Annotated in this window: 22 protein-coding genes; 15 read left to right on the top strand and 7 right to left on the bottom strand. The window is 63.8% G+C overall.

Translation table 11 applies throughout. The features are described from left to right. A partial coding sequence (locus ACIQ2E_RS02560) for a metallophosphoesterase (protein WP_398325716.1) occupies nt 1–200 on the bottom strand: 200 nt, incomplete at its 3' end. A gap of 47 nt (nt 201–247) precedes the next feature. Between ACIQ2E_RS02560 and nadA the strand changes: the two genes are divergently transcribed. Continuing rightward, nucleotides 248–1,216 carry a quinolinate synthase NadA gene (gene nadA, locus ACIQ2E_RS02565; RefSeq protein ID WP_398325719.1) on the top strand — a complete coding sequence of 323 codons (969 nt, stop codon included), beginning with the start codon at nt 248–250 and terminating at the stop codon, nt 1,214–1,216. Here the strand turns inward: nadA and ACIQ2E_RS02570 are convergent. Beyond that, on the bottom strand, nt 1,213–2,295 hold the full coding sequence (locus ACIQ2E_RS02570) for a class I fructose-bisphosphate aldolase (RefSeq protein ID WP_398325722.1): 1,083 nt from the start codon (nt 2,293–2,295) through the stop codon (nt 1,213–1,215). The genes nadA and ACIQ2E_RS02570 overlap by 4 nt on opposite strands. A 127-nt stretch (nt 2,296–2,422) precedes the next feature. Here ACIQ2E_RS02570 and ACIQ2E_RS02575 point away from each other — a divergent pair, with 127 nt between their 5' ends. The 6 genes from ACIQ2E_RS02575 to ACIQ2E_RS02600 all read left to right on the top strand — a co-directional run bounded on the left by ACIQ2E_RS02575 (nt 2,423) and on the right by ACIQ2E_RS02600 (nt 9,361). Beyond that, the gene (locus ACIQ2E_RS02575) at nt 2,423–3,451 is read left to right on the top strand and encodes a ligase-associated DNA damage response exonuclease (RefSeq protein ID WP_398325725.1); all 1,029 of its coding nucleotides are present in this window, start codon (nt 2,423–2,425) and stop codon (nt 3,449–3,451) included. After that, nucleotides 3,451–5,121, top strand: coding sequence for an ATP-dependent DNA ligase (locus ACIQ2E_RS02580; protein WP_398325728.1), 1,671 nt, complete (start codon nt 3,451–3,453; stop codon nt 5,119–5,121). Before ACIQ2E_RS02575 ends, ACIQ2E_RS02580 begins: the two co-directional genes overlap by 1 nt. After that, nucleotides 5,118–7,850: a ligase-associated DNA damage response DEXH box helicase gene (locus ACIQ2E_RS02585; RefSeq protein WP_398325731.1), complete on the top strand. Its 2,733-nt coding sequence runs from the start codon at nt 5,118–5,120 to the stop codon at nt 7,848–7,850. Before ACIQ2E_RS02580 ends, ACIQ2E_RS02585 begins: the two co-directional genes overlap by 4 nt. Before the next feature lie 25 nt (nt 7,851–7,875). Beyond that, on the top strand, nt 7,876–8,280 hold the full coding sequence (locus tag ACIQ2E_RS02590) for a YccF domain-containing protein (RefSeq protein ID WP_398325734.1): 405 nt from the start codon (nt 7,876–7,878) through the stop codon (nt 8,278–8,280). 230 nt (nt 8,281–8,510) lie between these two features. Beyond that, complete coding sequence (locus ACIQ2E_RS02595; protein WP_398325737.1) at nt 8,511–8,894, top strand: phosphoribosyltransferase; 384 nt, start codon at nt 8,511–8,513, stop codon at nt 8,892–8,894. Next, nucleotides 8,894–9,361, top strand: a complete 468-nt coding sequence (locus ACIQ2E_RS02600) for a nucleoside 2-deoxyribosyltransferase (protein ID WP_398325740.1) — start codon at nt 8,894–8,896, stop codon at nt 9,359–9,361. Before ACIQ2E_RS02595 ends, ACIQ2E_RS02600 begins: the two co-directional genes overlap by 1 nt. 4 nt (nt 9,362–9,365) lie before the next feature. On the opposite strand, the gene ACIQ2E_RS02605 is transcribed toward ACIQ2E_RS02600, so the two are convergent. Then, on the bottom strand, nt 9,366–9,527 hold the full coding sequence (locus ACIQ2E_RS02605) for a hypothetical protein (RefSeq protein WP_398325743.1): 162 nt from the start codon (nt 9,525–9,527) through the stop codon (nt 9,366–9,368). A gap of 73 nt (nt 9,528–9,600) precedes the next feature. Here ACIQ2E_RS02605 and ACIQ2E_RS02610 point away from each other — a divergent pair, with 73 nt between their 5' ends. The 4 genes from ACIQ2E_RS02610 (at nt 9,601) to ACIQ2E_RS02625 (ending at nt 11,011) form a co-directional block, all read left to right on the top strand. Next, a complete protein-coding gene (locus ACIQ2E_RS02610; RefSeq protein WP_296446224.1) occupies nt 9,601–9,963 on the top strand; it encodes an AbrB family transcriptional regulator in 363 nt (120 codons plus the stop codon). A 306-nt stretch (nt 9,964–10,269) separates the two neighbouring features. Further along, nucleotides 10,270–10,392 carry a hypothetical protein gene (locus ACIQ2E_RS02615; protein ID WP_398325746.1) on the top strand — a complete coding sequence of 41 codons (123 nt, stop codon included), beginning with the start codon at nt 10,270–10,272 and terminating at the stop codon, nt 10,390–10,392. A 64-nt stretch (nt 10,393–10,456) separates the two neighbouring features. Next, the gene (locus ACIQ2E_RS02620) at nt 10,457–10,741 is read left to right on the top strand and encodes a 2Fe-2S iron-sulfur cluster-binding protein (protein ID WP_398325749.1); all 285 of its coding nucleotides are present in this window, start codon (nt 10,457–10,459) and stop codon (nt 10,739–10,741) included. Nucleotides 10,742–10,828: 87 nt separating this feature from the next. Beyond that, the gene (locus ACIQ2E_RS02625) at nt 10,829–11,011 is read left to right on the top strand and encodes a hypothetical protein (protein ID WP_398325752.1); all 183 of its coding nucleotides are present in this window, start codon (nt 10,829–10,831) and stop codon (nt 11,009–11,011) included. A 17-nt stretch (nt 11,012–11,028) separates the two neighbouring features. Here the strand turns inward: ACIQ2E_RS02625 and ACIQ2E_RS02630 are convergent, their stop codons facing one another. Then, nucleotides 11,029–13,197: a glutamine synthetase III gene (locus ACIQ2E_RS02630; RefSeq protein WP_398325755.1), complete on the bottom strand. Its 2,169-nt coding sequence runs from the start codon at nt 13,195–13,197 to the stop codon at nt 11,029–11,031. A 183-nt stretch (nt 13,198–13,380) separates the two neighbouring features. Here ACIQ2E_RS02630 and ACIQ2E_RS02635 point away from each other — a divergent pair, with 183 nt between their 5' ends. The 3 genes from ACIQ2E_RS02635 (at nt 13,381) to ACIQ2E_RS02645 (ending at nt 16,456) form a co-directional block, all read left to right on the top strand. Further along, on the top strand, nt 13,381–13,620 hold the full coding sequence (locus tag ACIQ2E_RS02635) for a hypothetical protein (protein WP_398325758.1): 240 nt from the start codon (nt 13,381–13,383) through the stop codon (nt 13,618–13,620). A 97-nt stretch (nt 13,621–13,717) separates the two neighbouring features. Then, nucleotides 13,718–13,942 (top strand): hypothetical protein, encoded by a 225-nt coding sequence (locus ACIQ2E_RS02640; protein ID WP_398325761.1) that lies wholly within the window; start codon nt 13,718–13,720, stop codon nt 13,940–13,942. A 105-nt stretch (nt 13,943–14,047) separates the two neighbouring features. Continuing rightward, nucleotides 14,048–16,456 carry a glycogen/starch/alpha-glucan phosphorylase gene (locus ACIQ2E_RS02645; protein WP_398325764.1) on the top strand — a complete coding sequence of 803 codons (2,409 nt, stop codon included), beginning with the start codon at nt 14,048–14,050 and terminating at the stop codon, nt 16,454–16,456. A gap of 8 nt (nt 16,457–16,464) precedes the next feature. Here the strand turns inward: ACIQ2E_RS02645 and ACIQ2E_RS02650 are convergent, their stop codons facing one another. The 3 genes from ACIQ2E_RS02650 to ACIQ2E_RS02660 all read right to left on the bottom strand — a co-directional run bounded on the left by ACIQ2E_RS02650 (nt 16,465) and on the right by ACIQ2E_RS02660 (nt 18,365). After that, nucleotides 16,465–16,803, bottom strand: coding sequence for a phenylpyruvate tautomerase MIF-related protein (locus ACIQ2E_RS02650; protein WP_398325767.1), 339 nt, complete (start codon nt 16,801–16,803; stop codon nt 16,465–16,467). A 79-nt stretch (nt 16,804–16,882) separates the two neighbouring features. Then, nucleotides 16,883–17,185 (bottom strand): hypothetical protein, encoded by a 303-nt coding sequence (locus ACIQ2E_RS02655; RefSeq protein WP_398325770.1) that lies wholly within the window; start codon nt 17,183–17,185, stop codon nt 16,883–16,885. Between the two features lie 37 nt (nt 17,186–17,222). After that, nucleotides 17,223–18,365 carry a fatty acid desaturase gene (locus ACIQ2E_RS02660; protein ID WP_398325773.1) on the bottom strand — a complete coding sequence of 381 codons (1,143 nt, stop codon included), beginning with the start codon at nt 18,363–18,365 and terminating at the stop codon, nt 17,223–17,225. 94 nt (nt 18,366–18,459) lie between these two features. Here ACIQ2E_RS02660 and ACIQ2E_RS02665 point away from each other — a divergent pair. Then, on the top strand, nt 18,460–19,600 hold a 1,141-nt coding region (locus tag ACIQ2E_RS02665; protein ID WP_398325776.1), incomplete at its 3' end, for a protein adenylyltransferase SelO family protein.

A 19,600-nucleotide genomic window follows, 5' to 3' on the forward strand; every position in this document is an offset into this window, starting at 1 on the left:
CGGCCGGTGTCGTGGTTGCCGAGGATGCAGGCGAGTGGCAAGGGCAACTGGGCCAGACGCGCCGGGATACGGGCCTGACCATCGCTGAGGTCGCCGACCAGCAGCAGGGCATCGGGCGCCAGATGCTCCAGCAGCTGTTCATCCACCGCGTCCCATTGCCCATGCAGATCTCCGGCGATGGCGATGCGGAGCTCTGCCAAACGGATGCCTAGGCTTCCGCCATCCTGCATCAGGTAGGGCCTGAGCCTTGGTTTTCGCGGCTGCCCAGAACACCACCGGCGGTTGCCCGCCCCACGCGCAGCTGCCGGCGGCGATCGCCGAGCTGAAACGCCAACGCAACGCCGTGATCCTGGCGCACTACTACCAGGAACCTGAGATTCAAGACATCGCTGATTTCATCGGCGATTCGCTCGAACTCTCACGCAAGGCCGCCGCCACAGACGCCGACGTGATCGTGTTCTGCGGCGTGCACTTCATGGCGGAGGTGGCCAAGATCCTCAGCCCCTCCAAAACGGTGCTGCTGCCGGACCTCGAGGCCGGCTGCACCCTCGCCGATGCCTGCCCTGCCGATGCCTTCGCCAGGTTCCGTGCTGAACATCCCCAGCACCTGGTGGTGAGTTATATCAACTGTTCGGCGGCCGTGAAGGCCCAGAGCGATCTGATCTGCACCAGCAGCAACGCCGTGGATCTGGTGAAGCAACTCCCCGCCGAGCGCCAGATCCTGTTTGCGCCGGATCAGAACCTCGGCCGCTGGGTGCAGCGCCAGAGCGGCCGCGAGCTCACCCTCTGGCCCGGCAGCTGCATCGTGCACGAAACCTTCAGCGAGCAGGCCCTGCTGCAGCTGAAGCTCGAGCACCCCGCGGCTGAGGTGCTCGCCCACCCGGAATGTCAGCAACATCTGCTTGATCACGCCGATTTCATCGGTTCCACCAGCGCCTTGTTGCGCCGCGCCGCAGCCAGTGACGCCAGCGGCTTCATCGTGCTCACTGAGCCAGGAATCCTGCACCAGATGCGCAAGGCGGTGCCTGGCAAGGCGTTCTATGAGGTGCCGGGTGCGGACGGCTGCAGCTGCAACGCCTGCCCTTATATGCGCCTCAACACCCTCGAGAAGCTGTGGCAGTGCCTGAACGACATGGCTCCAGCGATCGAGCTGGATGAGGCGATGCGCCAGCGGGCGCTGGCGCCGATTGAAAAGATGCTGGCGATGAGCCGCTAATAGCTGTAGTTAGCCACAAACAAGCTGGTGTCATCCGAGGGTTCGGAGCCCGGCTCATAGGCACCGCGGCTCGCGGCTCCATTGGCCCGGGCGCGGGCCATCAGCGCTGCCTGGCCCGCCGCCAGATCGCTACCGCCCCAGTGCTTGATGCAGGAGTGCTGCAGAGCGCGGCCGTAGGAGAAGCCGAGGTGCCAGGGGGCATAGCCCTGCGCAGCCGCTTGATTGATGGCGTTGAGGCAAAGGCTGGCATCTTCCTCGCTGAGGCCACCGCTGAGAAAGAGGATCGCCGGCACTGCCGCGGGCACGGTGCGGCTGAGGGTGCGCACGGTGAACTCACCCACCTCCTCAGCGCTGGATTGTTGCGGGCACTCCGCGCCAGGGCAGGTCATCGAGGGTTTGAGCAGACTGCCTTCCAGAAACACGCCGTTGATGGCCAGGGCTTCGTACGTGGTGCGCAGCACCCACTCCTGAACCGAAGCGGTGGTGGTGATGTCGTGGTCGCCATCCATCAGGATCTCCGGCTCCACGATCGGCACCAGGCCGTGCTCCTGCACGGTGCGGGCGTAGCGAGCCAGGCCCCAGGCGTTGTCGCGCACGGCCAACTCCGAGGGGGCACCGTTGCCGCTGATCTGCAAGACGGCTCGCCATTTGGCGAACCGCGCGCCACGGGCGTAGTAGCTGGCGGCGCGATCACCCAGACCCTTGAGGCCGGTGCACCAGCTCTCCCCGGCCACACCACCGGCCAGGGGTTCCACCCCCTGATCCACCTTGATCCCGGGCACAATCCCCTGCGTTTGGAACAACTCCACGATCGGAGCGCCGCCGGCCGCAGCGGTGCTGTCTTGAAAGAGGGTTTCCTCGTAAAGGATCACACCCGAGATGTGCTCGCTCAGCCCCTCGGTGGTGGCCAGCAGGCTGCGGTAAGCGCGCCGATTGTCTTCGGTGTTGTCAAGGCCGATTGCATCGAAGCGTTTGCCGATCGTGCCGGTGGATTCATCGGCCGCGAGCAGCCCCGTGCCCGGGGCCGCCAGGGCCGCTGCGGTGGCCGCCAGTTCATCGCGGAAATCGTTGAGAGCCATGGCGGCGGACCGCAGGGATCACCCCCTGGCTAGAGACGGCGGCCGCACGCGTCAACCGCAAGACGCAGAGGTGCTACGCGGCTGGCGATGATTCAGGGCCAAGCCCGCGCCAACAGCCCCAGCTCCGATGCCCCTCGCCCCAGGCGGCCTGCTGCAGCTCAGTCCCGAGGGGCTTTATTGCCCGGCAGCGCGCGCCTGGATTGATCCCTGGCGGCCCGTACCACGGGCGCTGATTACGCATGCCCATGCCGATCATGCTCGGCCAGGCTGCGGTGAGTACTGGGCGATTGGGGCGAGCGCAGGGATCCTGCGGGAGCGGCTCGGGGCCGAGATCAAGCTGCTGCCGGTGGACTACGGCGAGCTGCACAGGATCGGCGAGGCGCGGGTGTCGTTTCATTCAGCCGGCCACGTGCTGGGAAGTGCTCAGATCCGCTTGGAGGCCGGCGGCGAGAGCTGGCTTGTGAGTGGCGACTACAAGCGGTGCGCCGATCCAAGCTGCGCGCCGTTTGAACCGGTGCAGGCGGATGTGTTGATCAGCGAAGCCACCTTCGGCCTGCCGATTTACCGCTGGCAGAGCGGAGCACAGGTGGCGGAGGAAATTCTCACGTGGTGGCGCAGCGCTCCCGAGCGGCCATCGGTGCTGTTCTGCTACGCCTTCGGCAAGGCGCAACGGGTGCTGGCGGAGTTGCATCGGCTCGGCGTCGCCGACGAAGTGCTGCTGCACGGCGCCGTTGATCGGCTGATGGGGCCTTACCGGGAGGCCGGTGTGGCCATGCCGCCAACCCGAGCGCTCGCCCATCTGGAGCGCGGAGCTGATCTGGGAGGGCGCCTGCTGATCGCACCTCCAGCGGCCCAGCGCAGCCGCGGGCTGGGGCGCTTCGCCAAGGCGCAGAACGGCTTCGTGAGCGGATGGATGGCGGTGCGCGGCGCCCGGCGGCGGCGCGGCTTCGGCCGCGGCTTCGTGATGAGCGACCACGCCGACTGGGCCGGGCTGCTGCAAAGCGTGAAAGACAGCCGGGCACAGCAGGTGTACGTGACCCACGGCCAGAGCAACGTGCTGGCGCGCTATCTGCAAGAGGTGGAAGGCATCAGCACTGAACCGCTGGAAGGTCACTTCGAGGCGGAACGCTTCGACGATGAGACCCCAACAAACTGATGCAGGCATTCGCCGCTTTGTTTCGCCAGCTGGATGGCACCGGCAGCACGAGCGCCAAGCTCGAAGCGCTGCAGGCCTATTTCCGCAGTGCGGCTCCCGCCGATGCCGCCTGGGCCCTGGCGCTGCTGCTGGGCAAACGGCGCCGGCGCCTGATCACAGGCCGGCGACTGCGGGAGATCTGCCTGGCGGGCACGGAGCTGCCGGAATGGTTGTTTGAGGCCTGCCACGCGCAGGTGGGCGATTCAGCCGAAACGGTGACCTTGCTGTGGCAACAGCGCCCCGATGCCGCCGGCGAGCTCAGCCCCAGGGATGAAACCCAAGGCACCGCCAGCTTTGAGGATCCCCTCACCCTGTGGATGGACGAACGGCTGCCTCAGCTGGCGGCGCTGCAGGGAGAGGAGCAGGCCGAAGCGGTGCGTGCCTGTTGGCGCAGCCTGCCGGCAGATCAATTGCTGCTGGTGAACAAGCTGCTGAGCGGCGGCTTTCGCGTGGGCGTCTCCACGGGGCTGGTGACCCGGGCCCTAGCCCAGAGCGCCGCGTTGGATGAGGCGTTGGTGGCGCATCGGCTGATGGGTGGCTTCACCCCCAGTGCCGCGGCGTTTGCAGAACTCACAGCGGCTGCCGCCCAGGACGAGAGCCTCTCAGCCCGGCCCTATCCCTTCTTTCTGGCCAGCCCTCTGGAGCCGGGCCAGCTGGAGCACACGGCACCCGAGGGTTGGCAACTGGAATGGAAATGGGATGGCATCCGCGGCCAGCTGATCCGCCGCGCCGGCGGCTGCAGCTTGTGGAGCCGCGGCGAAGAGCTGATCAATGAGGCGTTCCCAGAGCTGATCGCGCTGGCGGAGCAGTTACCCCAGGGAACGGCGCTGGATGGGGAGGTGATCGTGTGGCACGGCGATGCCGACACACCGGAAACGTTTGCCAGCCTGCAGCGACGGCTGGGGCGCAAGGCGCCGAGCCGCAGCCTGCAGCGCGACTGCCCGGCCGCCTTCGTGGCCTACGACCTGCTGGAACATCAGGGAATAGATCTGCGCCAGCAGCCGCTGCAGCATCGGCGTGAGCAGCTGGAGGTGCTGTATCGAAACTGGCAGGAAGCGCCAGGAGCTGAGGGGGGCAACCGGTTGCGGCTCTCCACCACCCAATCGCTCCGGCACTGGGGCGACTTGGATGACATCCGCGATCAGGCCCGGAGGCAGCGGGCTGAAGGGCTGATGCTCAAAGCGCTCGACTCGCCTTACCTCGTAGGTCGCAAACTCGGCTACTGGTGGAAGCACAAACTCGAGCCCTTGCGACTGGATGCCGTGCTGCTTTATGCCCAGGCGGGTAGCGGTAAGCGGGCCAACCTCTACACCGACTACAGCTTTGGCCTCTGGAACGGCAACGGGGAGTTGGTGACCTTCGCCAAGGCCTACTCCGGCCTCGACAATGCCGAAATCCGCGAGCTCGATCGCTGGATTCGCGCCCACACCACCGAGCGCTTCGGCCCCGTGCGGGCGTTGGAGCCGTTGCAGGTGTTCGAGCTGGCGTTTGAAGGCATCCAACCCTCGAAACGCCACAAGTGCGGCTTCGCGGTGCGCTTCCCGCGCATTAGCCGCTGGCGCACCGACAAACCCGCCAGCGAAGCCGACAGCCTGGCCAGCGCCATGGCTCTGATGGAGCAGCGGCCATGAACGCAGCCGCCGCGAGTGAAGCCCTGGCGCCAATCGAAGCCTGGTTCGCCCAGCAGGGCTGGACGCCCATGGCCTTCCAGCGCCAGTGCTGGCAGGCCTACCTGGCGGGCGACAGCGGCCTGCTGCAGGTACCCACCGGCTCCGGCAAGACCTACGCCGCCGTGATGGGGCCGATCGCAGAAATGCTTGCCGCGGTGCACCAGCAAACCCAACCGTCCCAACCTGCGGGCGACGCGATGCACGCACCCGCAACTGCACAAGCTTCCGTACGGAACGAAAAGAAGACCGCACACGCCCGCGAGCCATTACCCCCAGCGCTCACTGAGGTAGCAGCCCATCCCAAAACCCAGAACCAGAAGGCGGAGGCCAAGCCACGCCGCAAGACCGGTCGCTTCGGAACACCATCGCGCGGCCTGCGGCTGCTGGTGATCACGCCGCTGCGCGCCCTCAGCCGGGATCTCGCCCTGTCGATTGAGCAACCGATTGCGGCGATGGGTTGGCCGCTGCGGGTGGCGATTCGCAATGGCGACACGAGCACCCATGAGCGCAGCAAACAGCTGCGCACACCGCCCGAGATCCTGATCACCACGCCGGAATCCCTGAGCGTGCTGCTGGCTAACGCCAAAGCACACGAGCTGTTCGGCCAGCTGCAGGCGGTGGTGCTCGATGAATGGCACGAGCTGATGGGCAGCAAACGCGGCACGCAAACGGAGCTCTGCCTCAGCTGGCTGCGGCGCCATCGCCTGCAGCTGCGCACCTGGGCCATCAGCGCCACCATCGGCAATCTCGAGGAAGCCGCCCGCGCCGCCATGGGCCTGCCGTCCTCAACGGCAGACCCACCCCCATCACCACGGATCATCACCACCGACATCCAGCGGGCAACGGCGATCCGCTCACTTCTACCCGACACGATTGATGGCTTCCCCTGGGGCGGGCACCTCGGGCTGCGCATGTACGAGGAGCTGGTAGCGGGGCTTGAGCCCGGGGTGAGCACGCTGCTGTTCACCAACACCCGCAACCAGGCCGAGCGTTGGCACCAGTGCCTGCGCTTTGCCTGCCCGGAGATGGAAGACGGTCTGGCGCTTCACCACAGCGCCATCGACCGCGCCGAGCGCGAAGCAATCGAAGCCCGCGTGAAAGCCGGCGAGCTGCGCTGGGTGGTGTGCACCAGCTCGCTGGACCTGGGGGTCGACTTTCAGCCGGTGGAACGGGTGGTGCAGATCGGAAGCGCCAAGAACCTGGCCCGCCTGCTGCAGCGGGCCGGCCGCAGCGCCCACTGCCCGGGCGGCACCTCCCAGGTGCTGTTTATGCCCACCAATGCACTGGAGCTGCTGGAGGTGAGCGCCATGCGGCGCGGCCTGGAAAACGGTCTGGTGGAGCACCGCCGGCCACCACAACTCCCCCTCGATGTGCTGCTGCAGCACCTCACCAGCCTGGCCTGCGGAGCCGGTTTCCAACCGCAGGACGAGCTAGCCACGGTGCGCCAGTGCTGGAGCTTTCGCCACCTCACCGACACCCAATGGCAGTGGTGCCTCGATTTTCTGGAGCACGGCGGCCAATGCCTAAGCGCCTATCCCCGCTACCGCAAGCTCGTGCGCTGCCGCCTGCACGACGACGAACCGGCGGCTCCCGCAGAACCCTGGCGCTTCCGCGTGCTCGACAAGACAATCGCCCGGCTGCATCGCTTCAACATCGGCACAATCACCGCCGACCGCTCAGTGACGGTGCGCTTCGTGCGCGGCGCCGTGATCGGCCATGTGGAGGAGGCCTTCATCGGACGGCTCAAGCCAGGCGATGTGTTCTTCTTCGCCGGCCGCCAGCTGGAATTCGTGCGGCTGCGGGAGATGACGGCTCAGGTGAAGGCCACCAGCAAGAAAAGCTCCACCGTGCCGGCCTGGGCCGGAGGCCAAATGGCGCTGTCGGATCTACTCAGCTCCCATCTGCGCCAGGAAGTGGATCGCTGCGCCCGCGCCCTCGATGGCGAAGCCACCCTCGACACACCCGAGCTGCAAGCACTCGAACCACTGCTGCAACGGCAGGCCAACCTGTCCGGCCTACCGCGCAGCGATCAGCTGCTGGTAGAGCTCTGCCGCAGCCGCGAAGGCAGCCATCTGTTTGTTTATCCCTTCGAGGGGCGCTTTGTGCACGAAGGCATTGGCTTCCTCTGGGCCTGGCGGCTGGCGCGGCAAAAAGCCAGCACAATCACCGTGTCGGTGAACGACTACGGCTTCGAGCTGCTGGCCCCGAAGGCCTATCCCTTCGAGGAGCTGCTTGATCTGCATGGCGACGATCTGCTGGATCTCCGCAACCTTGAAAGCGATCTCCAACAGGCGCTGAATTTTTCCGAGCTGTGCCGGCGCCGCTTCCGCGCCATCGCCCAGGTGAGCGGCCTGATCAGCCAGGCGATGCCGGGGCAGAACAAAACAGGCGGACAACTGCAGATCAGCGCGGCGCTGCTGTTCGACGTGTTTCAGAAACACGAACCCGGCAGCCTGCTGCTGGAGCAGGCCCAACGGGAGGTGCTCGAAGAGCAACTGGAAGCGCAGCGGCTGCAGACGGCGCTGGAGCGGATGGCGTCGTGCACCTGGCGGGTGGAGCGAATCGCCAGGCCTGGCCCCCTGGCCTTCCCGCTGCTGGTGGAGCGGTTAAACAGCCGCCTCAGCAATGAATCTCTGCTGGATCGCGTGCAGCGCCTGATCAACGAAGCGCAACGGGCCGAAGCGCTGTGAATAACTCCAGGAAGAAGATGGCGTGATGTTCAGCGCCCTTCTCAACATCCTCTGGGTGGTGCTCGGCGGCCTGGTGATGGCCCTGGGCTGGTGGCTGGCGGGCCTGGTGTGTGCAATCACGATCGTGGGCCTGCCGTGGGCCCGTTCCTGTTTTGTGATTGGCGCGTTCTCGCTCTGGCCCTTTGGCCAGGAAGCGATCAGCCGGCGTGATCTCACCGGCCGCCACGATCTGGGCACCGGAGCGCTGGGACTGATCGGCAATGTGTTGTGGTTCCTGGTGGCCGGCTGGTGGCTGGCGATCGGCCATCTCACCTCAGCGCTGGCTTGCTTCATCACGATCATTGGCATTCCCTTCGGCATCCAGCACATCAAGCTGGCGTTGATCGCCCTGGCGCCCGTTGGGATGACAGTGGTGCCCGTGCGCCGCTGATCGCAACGCATTGATGAAGTTTCCGCAGGAAACGCTTCAGGGCGAAGCGATTGCACAAAGCTGGCGGCATGAGCCTGATGCACTGCCCCCTTTGCCTTGGCCTGGCGGTTTTATCCGTGTGCAGAGCCTTGGCTCATCTCAGCTTGGTGGCCCTCACGCCGCTGAAGCGGCTGGCCTGATGCGATCAAGCGGGGCGGATTGCGAAAGTGTGCGCATCGATCCCGGCAGCGATGCGCACACTCACTTGGCAGGATTTCGAGCTGGCTGTGGAGGCGATCGTGGAGCGTTGCCAAAGCCAACGCTTCTGCGGTGTGCATGGCATTCCCCGCGGCGGCTTAGTGCTGGCGGTAACGCTCAGCCACCGCCTGGAACTACCGCTCCTCAACAGCGCACAGCCAGGCTGTCTGCTGGTTGACGATGTGTATGAAACAGGGCTGACGCTGGAGCCTTACCGCCAGCTGGAGAGCTGCACGGCCATGGTGTGGTTGAGCAAGGTGGAGCCGCAGTGGTGGCAGGCGGTGGAGGTCACCGAGAGCAACGAATGGATTGTGTTTCCCTGGGAGAGCGCTGCCGCGGCGGTGCTGGATGAACAGCTGTATCGGACTTCCCGCTGATGGCTGTACCCACGTTGTATCTGGCCTCGCCCTATGGCTTTTCAGCCCACTGGCGTGAGCGACTGTTGCCGGATTTCATCACGGCACTGGAGCAGCTCGGACTGGAGGTCTGGGAACCGTTCAGTCGGAACGGTCAGGTGAATTTGGCTCAGCCTGGTTGGGCCTGGCGTGTCGCCCAGGCGGATCTTCAGGATGTGCGAGATGCCGATGCTCTGCTGGCGATCGTGAATGGAACACCTCCGGATGAAGGGGTGATGCTGGAACTCGGAGCGGCGATCGCCCTGGGCAAGCCGGTGTTCCTCTATCGCGACGACTTTCGCCGCTGCAGCGACTCGGAGGACTATCCCCTCAATCTGATGGTGTTCAGTGGTCTGCCACAACAGGGCTGGCAGGACTGGCTCTATGGCTCCATCGCAGAGTTGAGCGATCCGGCCAAAGCACTGATGCGCTGGATCCACAGCCGTTAGGCGATCAGTCGTCGAAGTCTTGATCGTGCTTGTTCATGGCCTCCACCACCATGCCCTTGATCATGTGGCGGGTTTCCTGACGGCTGTGATGGCCGGCGGTGCGTTGAATCGTGTAGTACGCGATCAGCAGAACCGGCAGGATCGCGAGACAGGCGATCAGAAACATGGCAGAGATCATGGGCCAAGGGATGGCACAGTACCGCCTGAGCGTTATTGTTGGATTGATTCAATTCCGATCCATGCTCACCGGCTCTGAACTGCTGGCCAAGGTCAAAGAACTTGGCGACGTGTCCAAATCCGATCTGGTGCGCAGCTGCGGCTATGTGAGCACCAAGAAGGATGGTGGTGAACGCCTGAACTTCACCGCCTTCTACGAAGCTCTGCTGGAAGCCAAAGGTCTCAGCCTCGGCAACGATGGCGTGGGCCGCGGCAAAGGTGGTCGCAAGCTGAGCTACACCGCCACCGTGCAGGGCAACGGCAACCTGCTGATTGGCAAGGCCTACACCGCCATGCTCGACCTCAAACCCGGCGACGAGTTCGAGATCAAACTCGGTCGCAAGCAGATCAAACTGATCCCCGCCGGCGCCACCGAAGAGGATTGATCGCAGCGCGATCCCTACAGCAAAGCCCCGGCGTATGCCGGGGCTTTTTTTGTGCCCACCGTCAGGCACCTCAGGCGCTGAGCGGTGCCCGATGGCGCACGGTGCGCCACTCACCAGCGCGTGTACTCACCTCAACGCCAATGGCGGCCTGGGCGGAGGAAGCCTGGGAAGCCAACCAGCCGACTGCATCCGTCAGGGCTTCTTCGAGCGAGTTGTAAAAAGCATCGAGCTGGGGATGCGCCTCAAAACTGCCATTGATCAGGCGGGAGCGCTTGGCGATGGGCTGTCCGAGTGGGGAGAGAAGCGATGGCTATCGCCGCGGTGGAGGCTGGATTGGCTCGCTTGGCCGAAACGCCAGAACAGGCCCTGCAATGCCTGGATGAAGCTGGATGGTCGCCCACGTATCAGCCGTTGCAGCCCAGCCTGTAGTGGCAATCACATCAGTGATCTGTTGGGCGGAACAGCATTGGATGAATGCTGCACATGTTTGGCCATGTCCACGTACACCATCACCCTGGAAAGAGGAACAAGCTTCAGCTGCTCCGAAGACACCTACATCCTCGATGCTGCCGACGAGCAGGGGATTGATCTGCCCTATTCCTGCCGTGCGGGCGCCTGCAGCACCTGTGCCGGAAAGCTGATGAGCGGCAAAGTCGACCAGAGCGACCAGTCGTATCTCGACGACGAACAGATGAATCAGGGCTACGCGTTGCTCTGCGTCAGCTATCCCCTGAGCGATTGCACGATCAAGCCCAACGCAGAAGAAGAGCTGATCTAACAAGGCTGCCGAGAGCTTAGATCCGTAGTGATCGCTACCTGGAGGGGGATGAATCGCTCCATAGGGTTCCAGCAGCTCAGAAACCCGATGGCAGCATCCCCCGCCCAGAACCAGGATCCCTCGCCCCGTTCAGGGCCTGAACTGGAACGACGCGAGGGCTTGTTCACTCAGTTCAGCCAAGCCACCGCGGAAGGTGAACAGGCCCTTGCCGTGCAAGGGCAACACCGCTCCATCGAAGGCTTTATTCACTACCGCACCACCTCCTGGTGATGGGCTGAAGGCAGTGCTCAGCGCATGAACAGCATCTCCTGGTAGGTGGGCAGGGGCCATTGGTCGTCATCCACGAGCACTTCCAGAGCATCAACGGCTCCACGCACCCCACTCATCAACGGCAGCAATACATCGGCGCAATGGCGCAGATGCTGATGGGGATCCGCTGGCGTGGCCTCAAGGCCCTCCTGCAAGCCAGCGCAGGCCGACAGCAACTGCTGTGTGAGGGCAGCCATCTGCTCGAGCAAGCTGCGATCCACCACCAAAGCGAGCGACTCCTGCACAGCAATCGAGCCCGCCAGTTGCTCTAGAGAGGCCATCGCTGCGGGGTAGATCTGGGTGCGCGCCATCCGCAACACCAACTTGGCCTCCACATCAATGGCCAGGTTGTACTGCTCGGCGTACACCTCAAAGCGGCTCTCCAACTCAACGGCACTGAGCACGCCCGTACGCTCGAACAAGGCACGAATCTCCGGGCGTTGGAGCACAGGCAGCGCATCCGCACTGGTGCGCAGATTCTCCAGACCCCGCTGCTCCACGGCCATCTGGTGCCATTCCGCTGAATAGCCATCGCCGCCGAACACCACGGCACCGTGCTCCTCCATGGTGCGTTGCAGCACAGTGAAGGCCGCCTCCTCAAGGGGCAGTCCACTCTGCAGCCGTTGCTCCAGCTGATCGGCAATCCATTGAATCGAATCCGCCAGGATCGTGTTCAACACCACCAGTGGCCCCGCCACCGACTGACCGGATCCCACGGCCCGGAATTCAAAGCGGTTGCCGGTGAAGGCAAACGGTGAGGTGCGGTTGCGATCGCCAGGATCCTTGTTGAGATCGGGCAGGGTATCCACCCCCAACGACATCAGCGCCGCCTTGGCTGAACCCTGCAGGCTGCCGCTGCGGATCTGGCTGAACACATCCTCGAGCTGGCTGCCCAGATACACCGAAATGATCGCCGGCGGGGCTTCATTGGCACCGAGGCGATGATCATTGCTGGCGGTGGCAATCGCGGCTCGCATTAATGGGCCGTATAAATGCACGCCCCGAATCACAGCTCCGCAGAACAGCAGGAACTGAAGATTCTCGTGCGGCGTGCTGCCGGGATCGAGCAGGTTGCCCTGGGTGTTGTTACCGATCGACCAGTTCACATGTTTGCCACTGCCGTTCACTCCGGCAAAGGGCTTTTCATGCAACAGGCAGGTGAAGCCGTGCTTCTTGGCTGTGGCCTTGAGCACGGTCATGATCAGCTGCTGGTGATCCGTGGCCACGTTGGCGGCCTCGTGGAACGGAGCAATTTCGAACTGACCGGGTGCCACCTCGTTGTGGCGCGTCTTGGCGGGCACTCCGAGGCGGTAAAGCTGATGCTCCACGTCTTGCATGAACACCTGCACCCGCTCAGGGATAGCGCCGAAATAATGATCATCAAATTGCTGGCCCTTGGCCGGTGGCGCGCCAAACAGGGTGCGGCCGGCGAGCTGGAGATCAGGTCGCAGGGCCGTAAAGGCGGCGTCCACCAGGAAATATTCCTGCTCAGCGCCGCAGCTGGAATTCACAGGAGCAATCTCGGTCTCACCGAGCAGGGCCAGCAAGCGCTGCGCCTGGCGATCCATGGCGGCATTGGAGCGCAGCAAGGGCGTTTTCTTGTCAAGGGCTTCCCCGGTCCAGCTCACAAACACCGTGGGGATGCAGAGGGTGACGCCGTTGGGGGTCTGCATCAGGTAAGCAGGGCTGGTCACATCCCAGGCCGTGTATCCCCGCGCCTCAAACGTGGAGCGGATGCCGCCATTGGGGAACGAGGAGCCATCGGGCTCACCCTGCACCAACAGCTTGCCGGTGAATTCACTGATCACCGAACCATCCGATTGGGGTGCGATGAAGCCATCGTGCTTCTCCGCGGTGAGGTTGGTCAGCGGATAAAACACGTGGGCGTAATAGAGAGCCCCACGGCTTGTGGCCCAGTCCTTCATCGCCTGGGCGACCACATCGGCCACAGAGGTATCGAGCTTGCCTCCACGGGTGATGGTGCGCTGCAACGACTTGAACACAGCCTTGGGCAGCGCCGATTTCATCGCGGCAAGGCTGAACACATCACTGGCCCAGAGGTCCTCCAAGGGGCCTGGGGATGTCACGGGCGTGGTGGCACGTTCCTGAATGGTTTGCAGAGCTTGTAGGCGGGCGCTGGAAGGCATGAAGCGATCAATCGGTGCAACCACCTAACGCAGCCGAGGAGGCCTGTCCAGGCAGCTATTGCTACCGAATCCGCATTCGCATGGCCTGCCGGTAGCCATCGGTACACAAGCCATCCAGGTGGCAAGGAATGCTTGGGCTAAAGCCGGCGGCCCGAAAGGGCCTGCACACAGCAACGATCTCGAATGACTCTTCTCTATAAAAATCCCGCGATTGCAACCCTGGTGCACAAAGACACGCCCTATCGCGGCCGGTGGGTGATCTATCAAGTGCCGAACCTGTTGTTCAGTGCTTGCCACGAGGTGGAACAGCTCAATGGAGATCGCAAGGTGGTGGAAGAAGTGGCGTTGCACTCCCTGGCCGATGCCCAAGCCTTCTCCTCTTATCTGAGCAGCTATGGATGGTCGCGTGTGTGGAAACCTTGAGCAGGCTGATGGAAACACAGGCTGATCCCAAGCGAGGCCTTAAGGATCCGGGCACCTAGCTGAGCCATGGGCATGGTGAAGCAAAGATCCAAGATCCATGTATCGCCTGGAGGTACAACGCGAAAACCAGTGGAAGCCCGTGGCCCGCGGCCTATATCGCACGCGCATCCGTGCCGTGACCGCTGCCCTCTGGCGAACAGCTGAAGCGGGCTCCGCCCACCGCGTGGTGGATATGGAGCTCAAGGCCATCACCGATGTGATTCCGGAGGGATCGATCCAGCGGGGCCATCAAACCTGGCGAGGCACAGAACCACCGTCGTAACAGCTCTTTTTTGGTGCTGATAGGCACAGCACCAACTGCTGAACTCCGTTTCGGTGGAAGCATCAATGCCGTCGACGCTCAACGTCGATGCGAGGAAGCGATCGCATGCCATCCAACGAGACTGCCATGTCAGTGGCAGCGCAGGGTTCCCTGGCGGATCAGATTCGCCGCCATCTGTTTTACAGCCAGGCCAAATCACCCGCCCTGGCCAACCAGCACGACTTCTACATGGCGCTGTCGCTGGCCGTGCGCGACAGGCTTCTACAGAACTGGGTTGAAACAGCAGAGGCCTACACCACAAAAGGGGTGCGCACAGCCGCTTACCTCTCGGCTGAATACCTGCTGGGCCCCCATCTCGATAACAATCTGGTGAATCTGGGTCTGCGGCAAGAAGCCGAAACGGCCTGCGAGGAGCTTGGTCTGGATCTGGAGCTGTTGCTCAGTTGCGAGCCCGAACCGGGGCTCGGCAATGGTGGCCTGGGGCGTTTGGCGGCCTGCTTCCAGGAATCGCTGGCCAGCCTCGAGCTACCGGCTATCGGCTACGGCATCCGCTACGAATTCGGCATCTTTCGTCAGAGCATCAGCCACAACGGGCAGCAGGAAAGCACCGATGCCTGGCTGGCCCAGGGCAATCCCTGGGAGGTGATTCGCCCGGAGTGGTGCTATCCGGTGCAGGTCGGCCAACACACCGTGCTGGGTGTGGCGCATGACACACCGATCACGGGGTATGGCGTGCGAACAGCCAACACCTTGCGGTTGTGGTCGGCGATGGCGCCGGAAGCCTTCGATTTCGCCTCCTTCAACGCCGGCGATTACACCCGCGCCGTGCTGGCCAAGGTGCAGAGCGAAACCCTGAGCAAGGTGCTCTACCCCAACGACGAGTTGGATCAGGGCAAGCGCTTGCGCCTGAGCCAGCAGATCTTCTTCGTGTCTTGCTCCCTTCAGGACATGCTGCGGATCCTGAAGAAACAGGGGCTGCCAGTGAGCGACTTCCACCGCAAATTCGCGGTGCAGCTCAACGACACCCACCCGGCGATTGCGGTGGCGGAACTGATGCGTCTGCTAATCGATCAAGAAGGGCTCGGCTGGGACCAGGCCTGGGCGATCACTACCGCCAGCCTCAGTTACACCAACCACACGCTGCTGCCGGAGGCCCTGGAAACCTGGGGTGTGGAGCTGTTCGAGCAGCTCTTGCCGCGCCAGCTCGCGATCATTTACGAGATCAATGCCCGCTTCCTGCGGATGGTGCGGCTGCGTCACCCCGGCAGGCCGGAGCTGCTGGCCAGGGTGTCGTTGATCGAAGAGGGCGAGAAGCAGCGGGTACGCATGGCCCATCTGGCTGTAGTGGGTAGCCATCACACCAACGGCGTGGCTGAGTTGCACAGCCAGTTGTTGAAGGATCAGGTGCTCGCCGATTTCGCCCAGCTCTGGCCGGATCGCTTCACCAACGTGACCAACGGCGTCACACCACGGCGTTGGCTCGCCGTGGCCAACCCCTATCTCTCCGGCCTGCTGGATGAAGCGATCGGTGATAGCTGGCGCCGCGATCTACAGCAACTCGAGCGGCTCGAACAGCTCCTCAGTGACGCCCATTTCCTGGAGCGCTGGCGCAGCGTGCGGGCACTGGCCAAACAGCGACTGGCCGACCACATCCATCAGCAGCTCGGGGTGCTCGTGGATCCCACATCTCTGTTTGATGTGCAGGTGAAGCGCATCCACGAGTACAAACGCCAGCATCTTGCGGCACTCGAACTGGTGCAGCGCTATCTGCGCCTACGCGCCGGCGAGGATCTGCCGCCGCGTACCGTGATCTTCGGTGGCAAGGCAGCCCCGGGCTACGCCATGGCCAAGTTGATCATCCGGCTGATCGTGGGCATCGCCGAGATGGTGAACATCGATCCCGCCATGCGAGGCCGGCTGCGGGTGGTGTTTCTGCCCAATTTCAGCGTGAGCCTTGGCCAGCTCACGTATCCTGCGGTGGATCTCTCCGAGCAGATCTCCACCGCCGGAAAAGAGGCGTCCGGCACAGGCAACATGAAGATGGCGCTCAACGGAGCGCTCACCATCGGCACGCTCGATGGCGCCAACATCGAAATCCGCGAGCGGGTGGGAGACAAGAACTTCTTCCTGTTCGGGCATACGGCCGCCCAGGTGCAGGAGCTCTCGGCCAAGGGCTATCACCCCTGGACCTGGCTGGAGCCCAACAGCAGCGCACGGGAGGCCCTGGCCTTGATCGCCTCCGGCCATTTCAGTGATGGCAATCGATCCCTGTTTCAGCCGTTGCTCGACAACCTCACCCACAGCGATCCGTTCCAGGTGATGGCGGATGCGGCGGATTACAGCCGCGCCCAGGATCAGGTGGATCTGGCCTGGCAGAAGCCAGACGAATGGGCGCGGGCATCGATCACCAACACGATGCGCTGTGGCTTCTTCAGCAGTGATCGTGCGATCGAGGAGTACGCCACACGCATCTGGAAGCTGGAGCCGCTCACGATTGGCAAAGCCGCACCCTGATCACTGCCTCAGCCAAAGGTGCGGCCATCCCAGCCCCAGCTTGCGGCCGCCACATCCTCGAACTGGATGTAGATGCGGTTGGTGGGAATCCCCGTGCGGGCGCTGATCAGATCGCAGAACGCCGCTGTCATCGCGGGAGGGCGCAATGCGCCGATGGATTTGATCTCCACAAACATGCTGGGCTCACTGCTGGCAGCGAAGGTCATCGGCACCGCGGTTTCGAGCATCGTCATCACGTAGCTCTCGGGCTTGCCGGTTTGCTGGGAAAGGGCGGCCGAGAGCTCCTTGAGCAGGGCATCGGCGTTGTCCACCGAAGCGAGCGACGTTCGCACGTTGATCAACGGCATGGCGAGACGGAAGCGAAGGCCCGCATCGTGCCATGGGTGATCCGGCTCTGCGGGCTGAAGCCTCAGAACCTGGCCAGGCTCATGAACCGGGCGGGATGAAATCGAGCACCAGATCGCCCACCTCATCGCGCTCGATCACAAAGCGGAAGCCATCGAGCGTGCCGCTCCAGCGCCCCGCCTCCGTGTCAGCGCTTTCACCCACCGGCTGAGCAATGGCGTGATCGAAGAGCTGCCCAAACACATGAGCCGCCACGCTCGCAGCCTGCTCTTCATCCATATCGTCGAGCTCGTGGGGCTCAACGGAGCAGCCCTCGAGCATCTCGGCATCGAGCACATTGCCGCTGCCGAGGTCAGCCACAAGGGCCTTCAGTGCGTCGTCCATCAGTGCATTCAGCTCCTATCCATGGTGAAGGAGCGCCTCAGTAGTAGTAGGCGCCATCGAGGGGGCTCTGCTGCACAGCGCCGCAACGGCTGGCCACACGCCAGAGGGCCTTGTGAATCGGTGTGGGGTCGTAACGCACGAGCTCGGGGTAGCGCTCGCGCAGCAGAGCGGTTCCACGCCAGGCGTTGTAATGCGGAATCGCGGAGTTGATGTGATGGCAGACGTGGGTGGAGCCAATGCCGTGATGCAACAGATTGAGCACAGGGCCGTAGGGCCGATCCACGGTTTGCAGGGCTCCCTTCGCCCACGACCACTCCTGATCGCAGAAGTGGGGGATGTTGAGATCGGTGTGCTGCAGCCAGGTGTAAACCACCAGCCACACGTTCACCATCAGATAGGGCAGGCCGTACACACAGAGCACCCGCAGCAACGACCAGTGCACTGCCGCGAAAGCTAGGCCCAGCAGAACAACGATCAGGCCGATGTTGGAGCGCAGCATCAAACCGCGGAACGACGCAGGGAAGAGCTGCCGCTTGCGCGGGGCTCCATCAACGATGAGGCGGAAATGGGACGTCGGGCGGCCGTAGTCTTCGCCGCCAGTGGCACCGAGAAAGAGATACAGCGGCCAGCCCAGCACCAGGTGGTTGAACAGCGAAACCCAGCCGAACAAACGGCGCCCCAGGTTCAGCTTGAGTGCTTCGGTGATCTGCCCGGTGCGGGAAGAAGCCCTGGGTGGCACATGGGTTTCGCCCTGCTCCAGGTGATTGCAGTGGGCGTGGTGCACCGCATGGCTACGGGCCCAGCAGTGATACGGAACGAGGAGCAGGCTGTGGAGCACAAAGCCCACCCAGGCTTCAAGGCGTCGGTTGGGGTGGAAGGCGTTGTGGCCGCATTCGTGAGCGATCACCCAGCAGCCCATGGCCACGGTGCCGGTGACTGCGCCGTAGAGCAGCCAGAGGGGGAGAGCGAACCAGTGGAGCGGAATCTGCGTGCCTACCCCGTAGGCCAGCAGCGATAAGCCGAGCGACATCGCCAAGCTGCCCCAGGCCTTGATCGGATCAAAGCGATGCAGCTCCGGCGGAAGACAACCGAGCAGCTCGGCCTTGGTGGGGAAACGCGGAGCAGAAACTGGCTCAAAGCGCTGATTCGGCTGCAGCACCGGGGTAACAGAGACGATCAAACGCAGCACCGCGCCGAAAGGAGCACAGGAAACTTCACAATTTGCTCAGAATCTAGGCCTTGAAGGCCTGAAGAGGCCTGAGCGGCTCGCCAGGATGGTGATCTCAGCCGCAACAGCCGTGTCCACAGCCGCGCCAGCCTGCACGTTTGAGGAATTTGCGCAGCGGGCCGACTATTCCCTGCTCGATTCCCTGCGGCCCGACCCCGAGGCCAGGCTCGACGGCAACGACCATCGCCCCCGCCAGGTGTGCTCCGGGCACTACGTGCCGGTGACGCCCACCCCGCTGCCCCAGCCTGAATACGTGGCCCACAGCAGCGGCCTGTTCGCTGAGCTGGGGCTGAGCGAAGACCTGGCGCACGACGATGCCTTCCGCCGCTTGTTGTCCGGCGACAGCAGCGCGGCCAGCGGTGCGATGCGTCCCCATGGCTGGGCCACGGGCTACGCCCTCTCCATCTACGGCACCGAATACACCCAGCAGTGCCCCTTCGGCACAGGCAATGGCTACGGCGATGGACGCGCCATCTCGATTTTTGAGGGCGTGTTTGAGGGCAAGCGCTGGGAACTACAGCTCAAGGGCGGTGGACCCACGCCCTACTGCCGCGGCGCCGATGGCCGGGCCGTGCTGCGCTCGAGCGTGCGCGAGTTTCTGGCGCAGGAGTTGATGCACGCGCTGGGGGTACCCACCTCCCGCTCGCTCACGCTCTACATGTCGCGCACCGAAGGTGTGCGGCGGCCCTGGTACAGCGAGGGATCGCGCTCGCTTGATCCCGATGTGATGGTGAACAACCCCGCGGCGATCACCACGCGGGTGGCGCCGTCGTTTCTGCGGGTGGGGCAGCTGGAGTTGTTTAGCCGCCGGGCGCGCAGCCAGGCCCACGCCAATGCCCTGGGCGAGCTGCAAGGGATTACTGAACATCTGATCGCCAGGAACTACCGCTCTGAAATCAACGCGGCCTTGCCGTTGGCCGCGCAGGTGCTGGAGCTGGCGCGGCTGTTCCGCGGGCGGCTCACCACGCTGGTGGCCAACTGGATGCGCGTGGGCTACTGCCAGGGCAACTTCAACAGCGACAACTGCGCCGCCGGCGGCTACACGCTCGACTATGGCCCCTTCGGCTTCTGCGAACTGTTTGATCCGCGCTTCCAACCGTGGACCGGCGGCGGCGAGCACTTCTGCTTCTTCAACCAGCCGGCGGCGGCTGAACTGAATTACGGCATGTTCGTGAAATCGCTGCGGC

Source organism: Vulcanococcus sp. (assembly GCF_044369115.1).
Taxonomy (GTDB): domain Bacteria; phylum Cyanobacteriota; class Cyanobacteriia; order PCC-6307; family Cyanobiaceae; genus Vulcanococcus.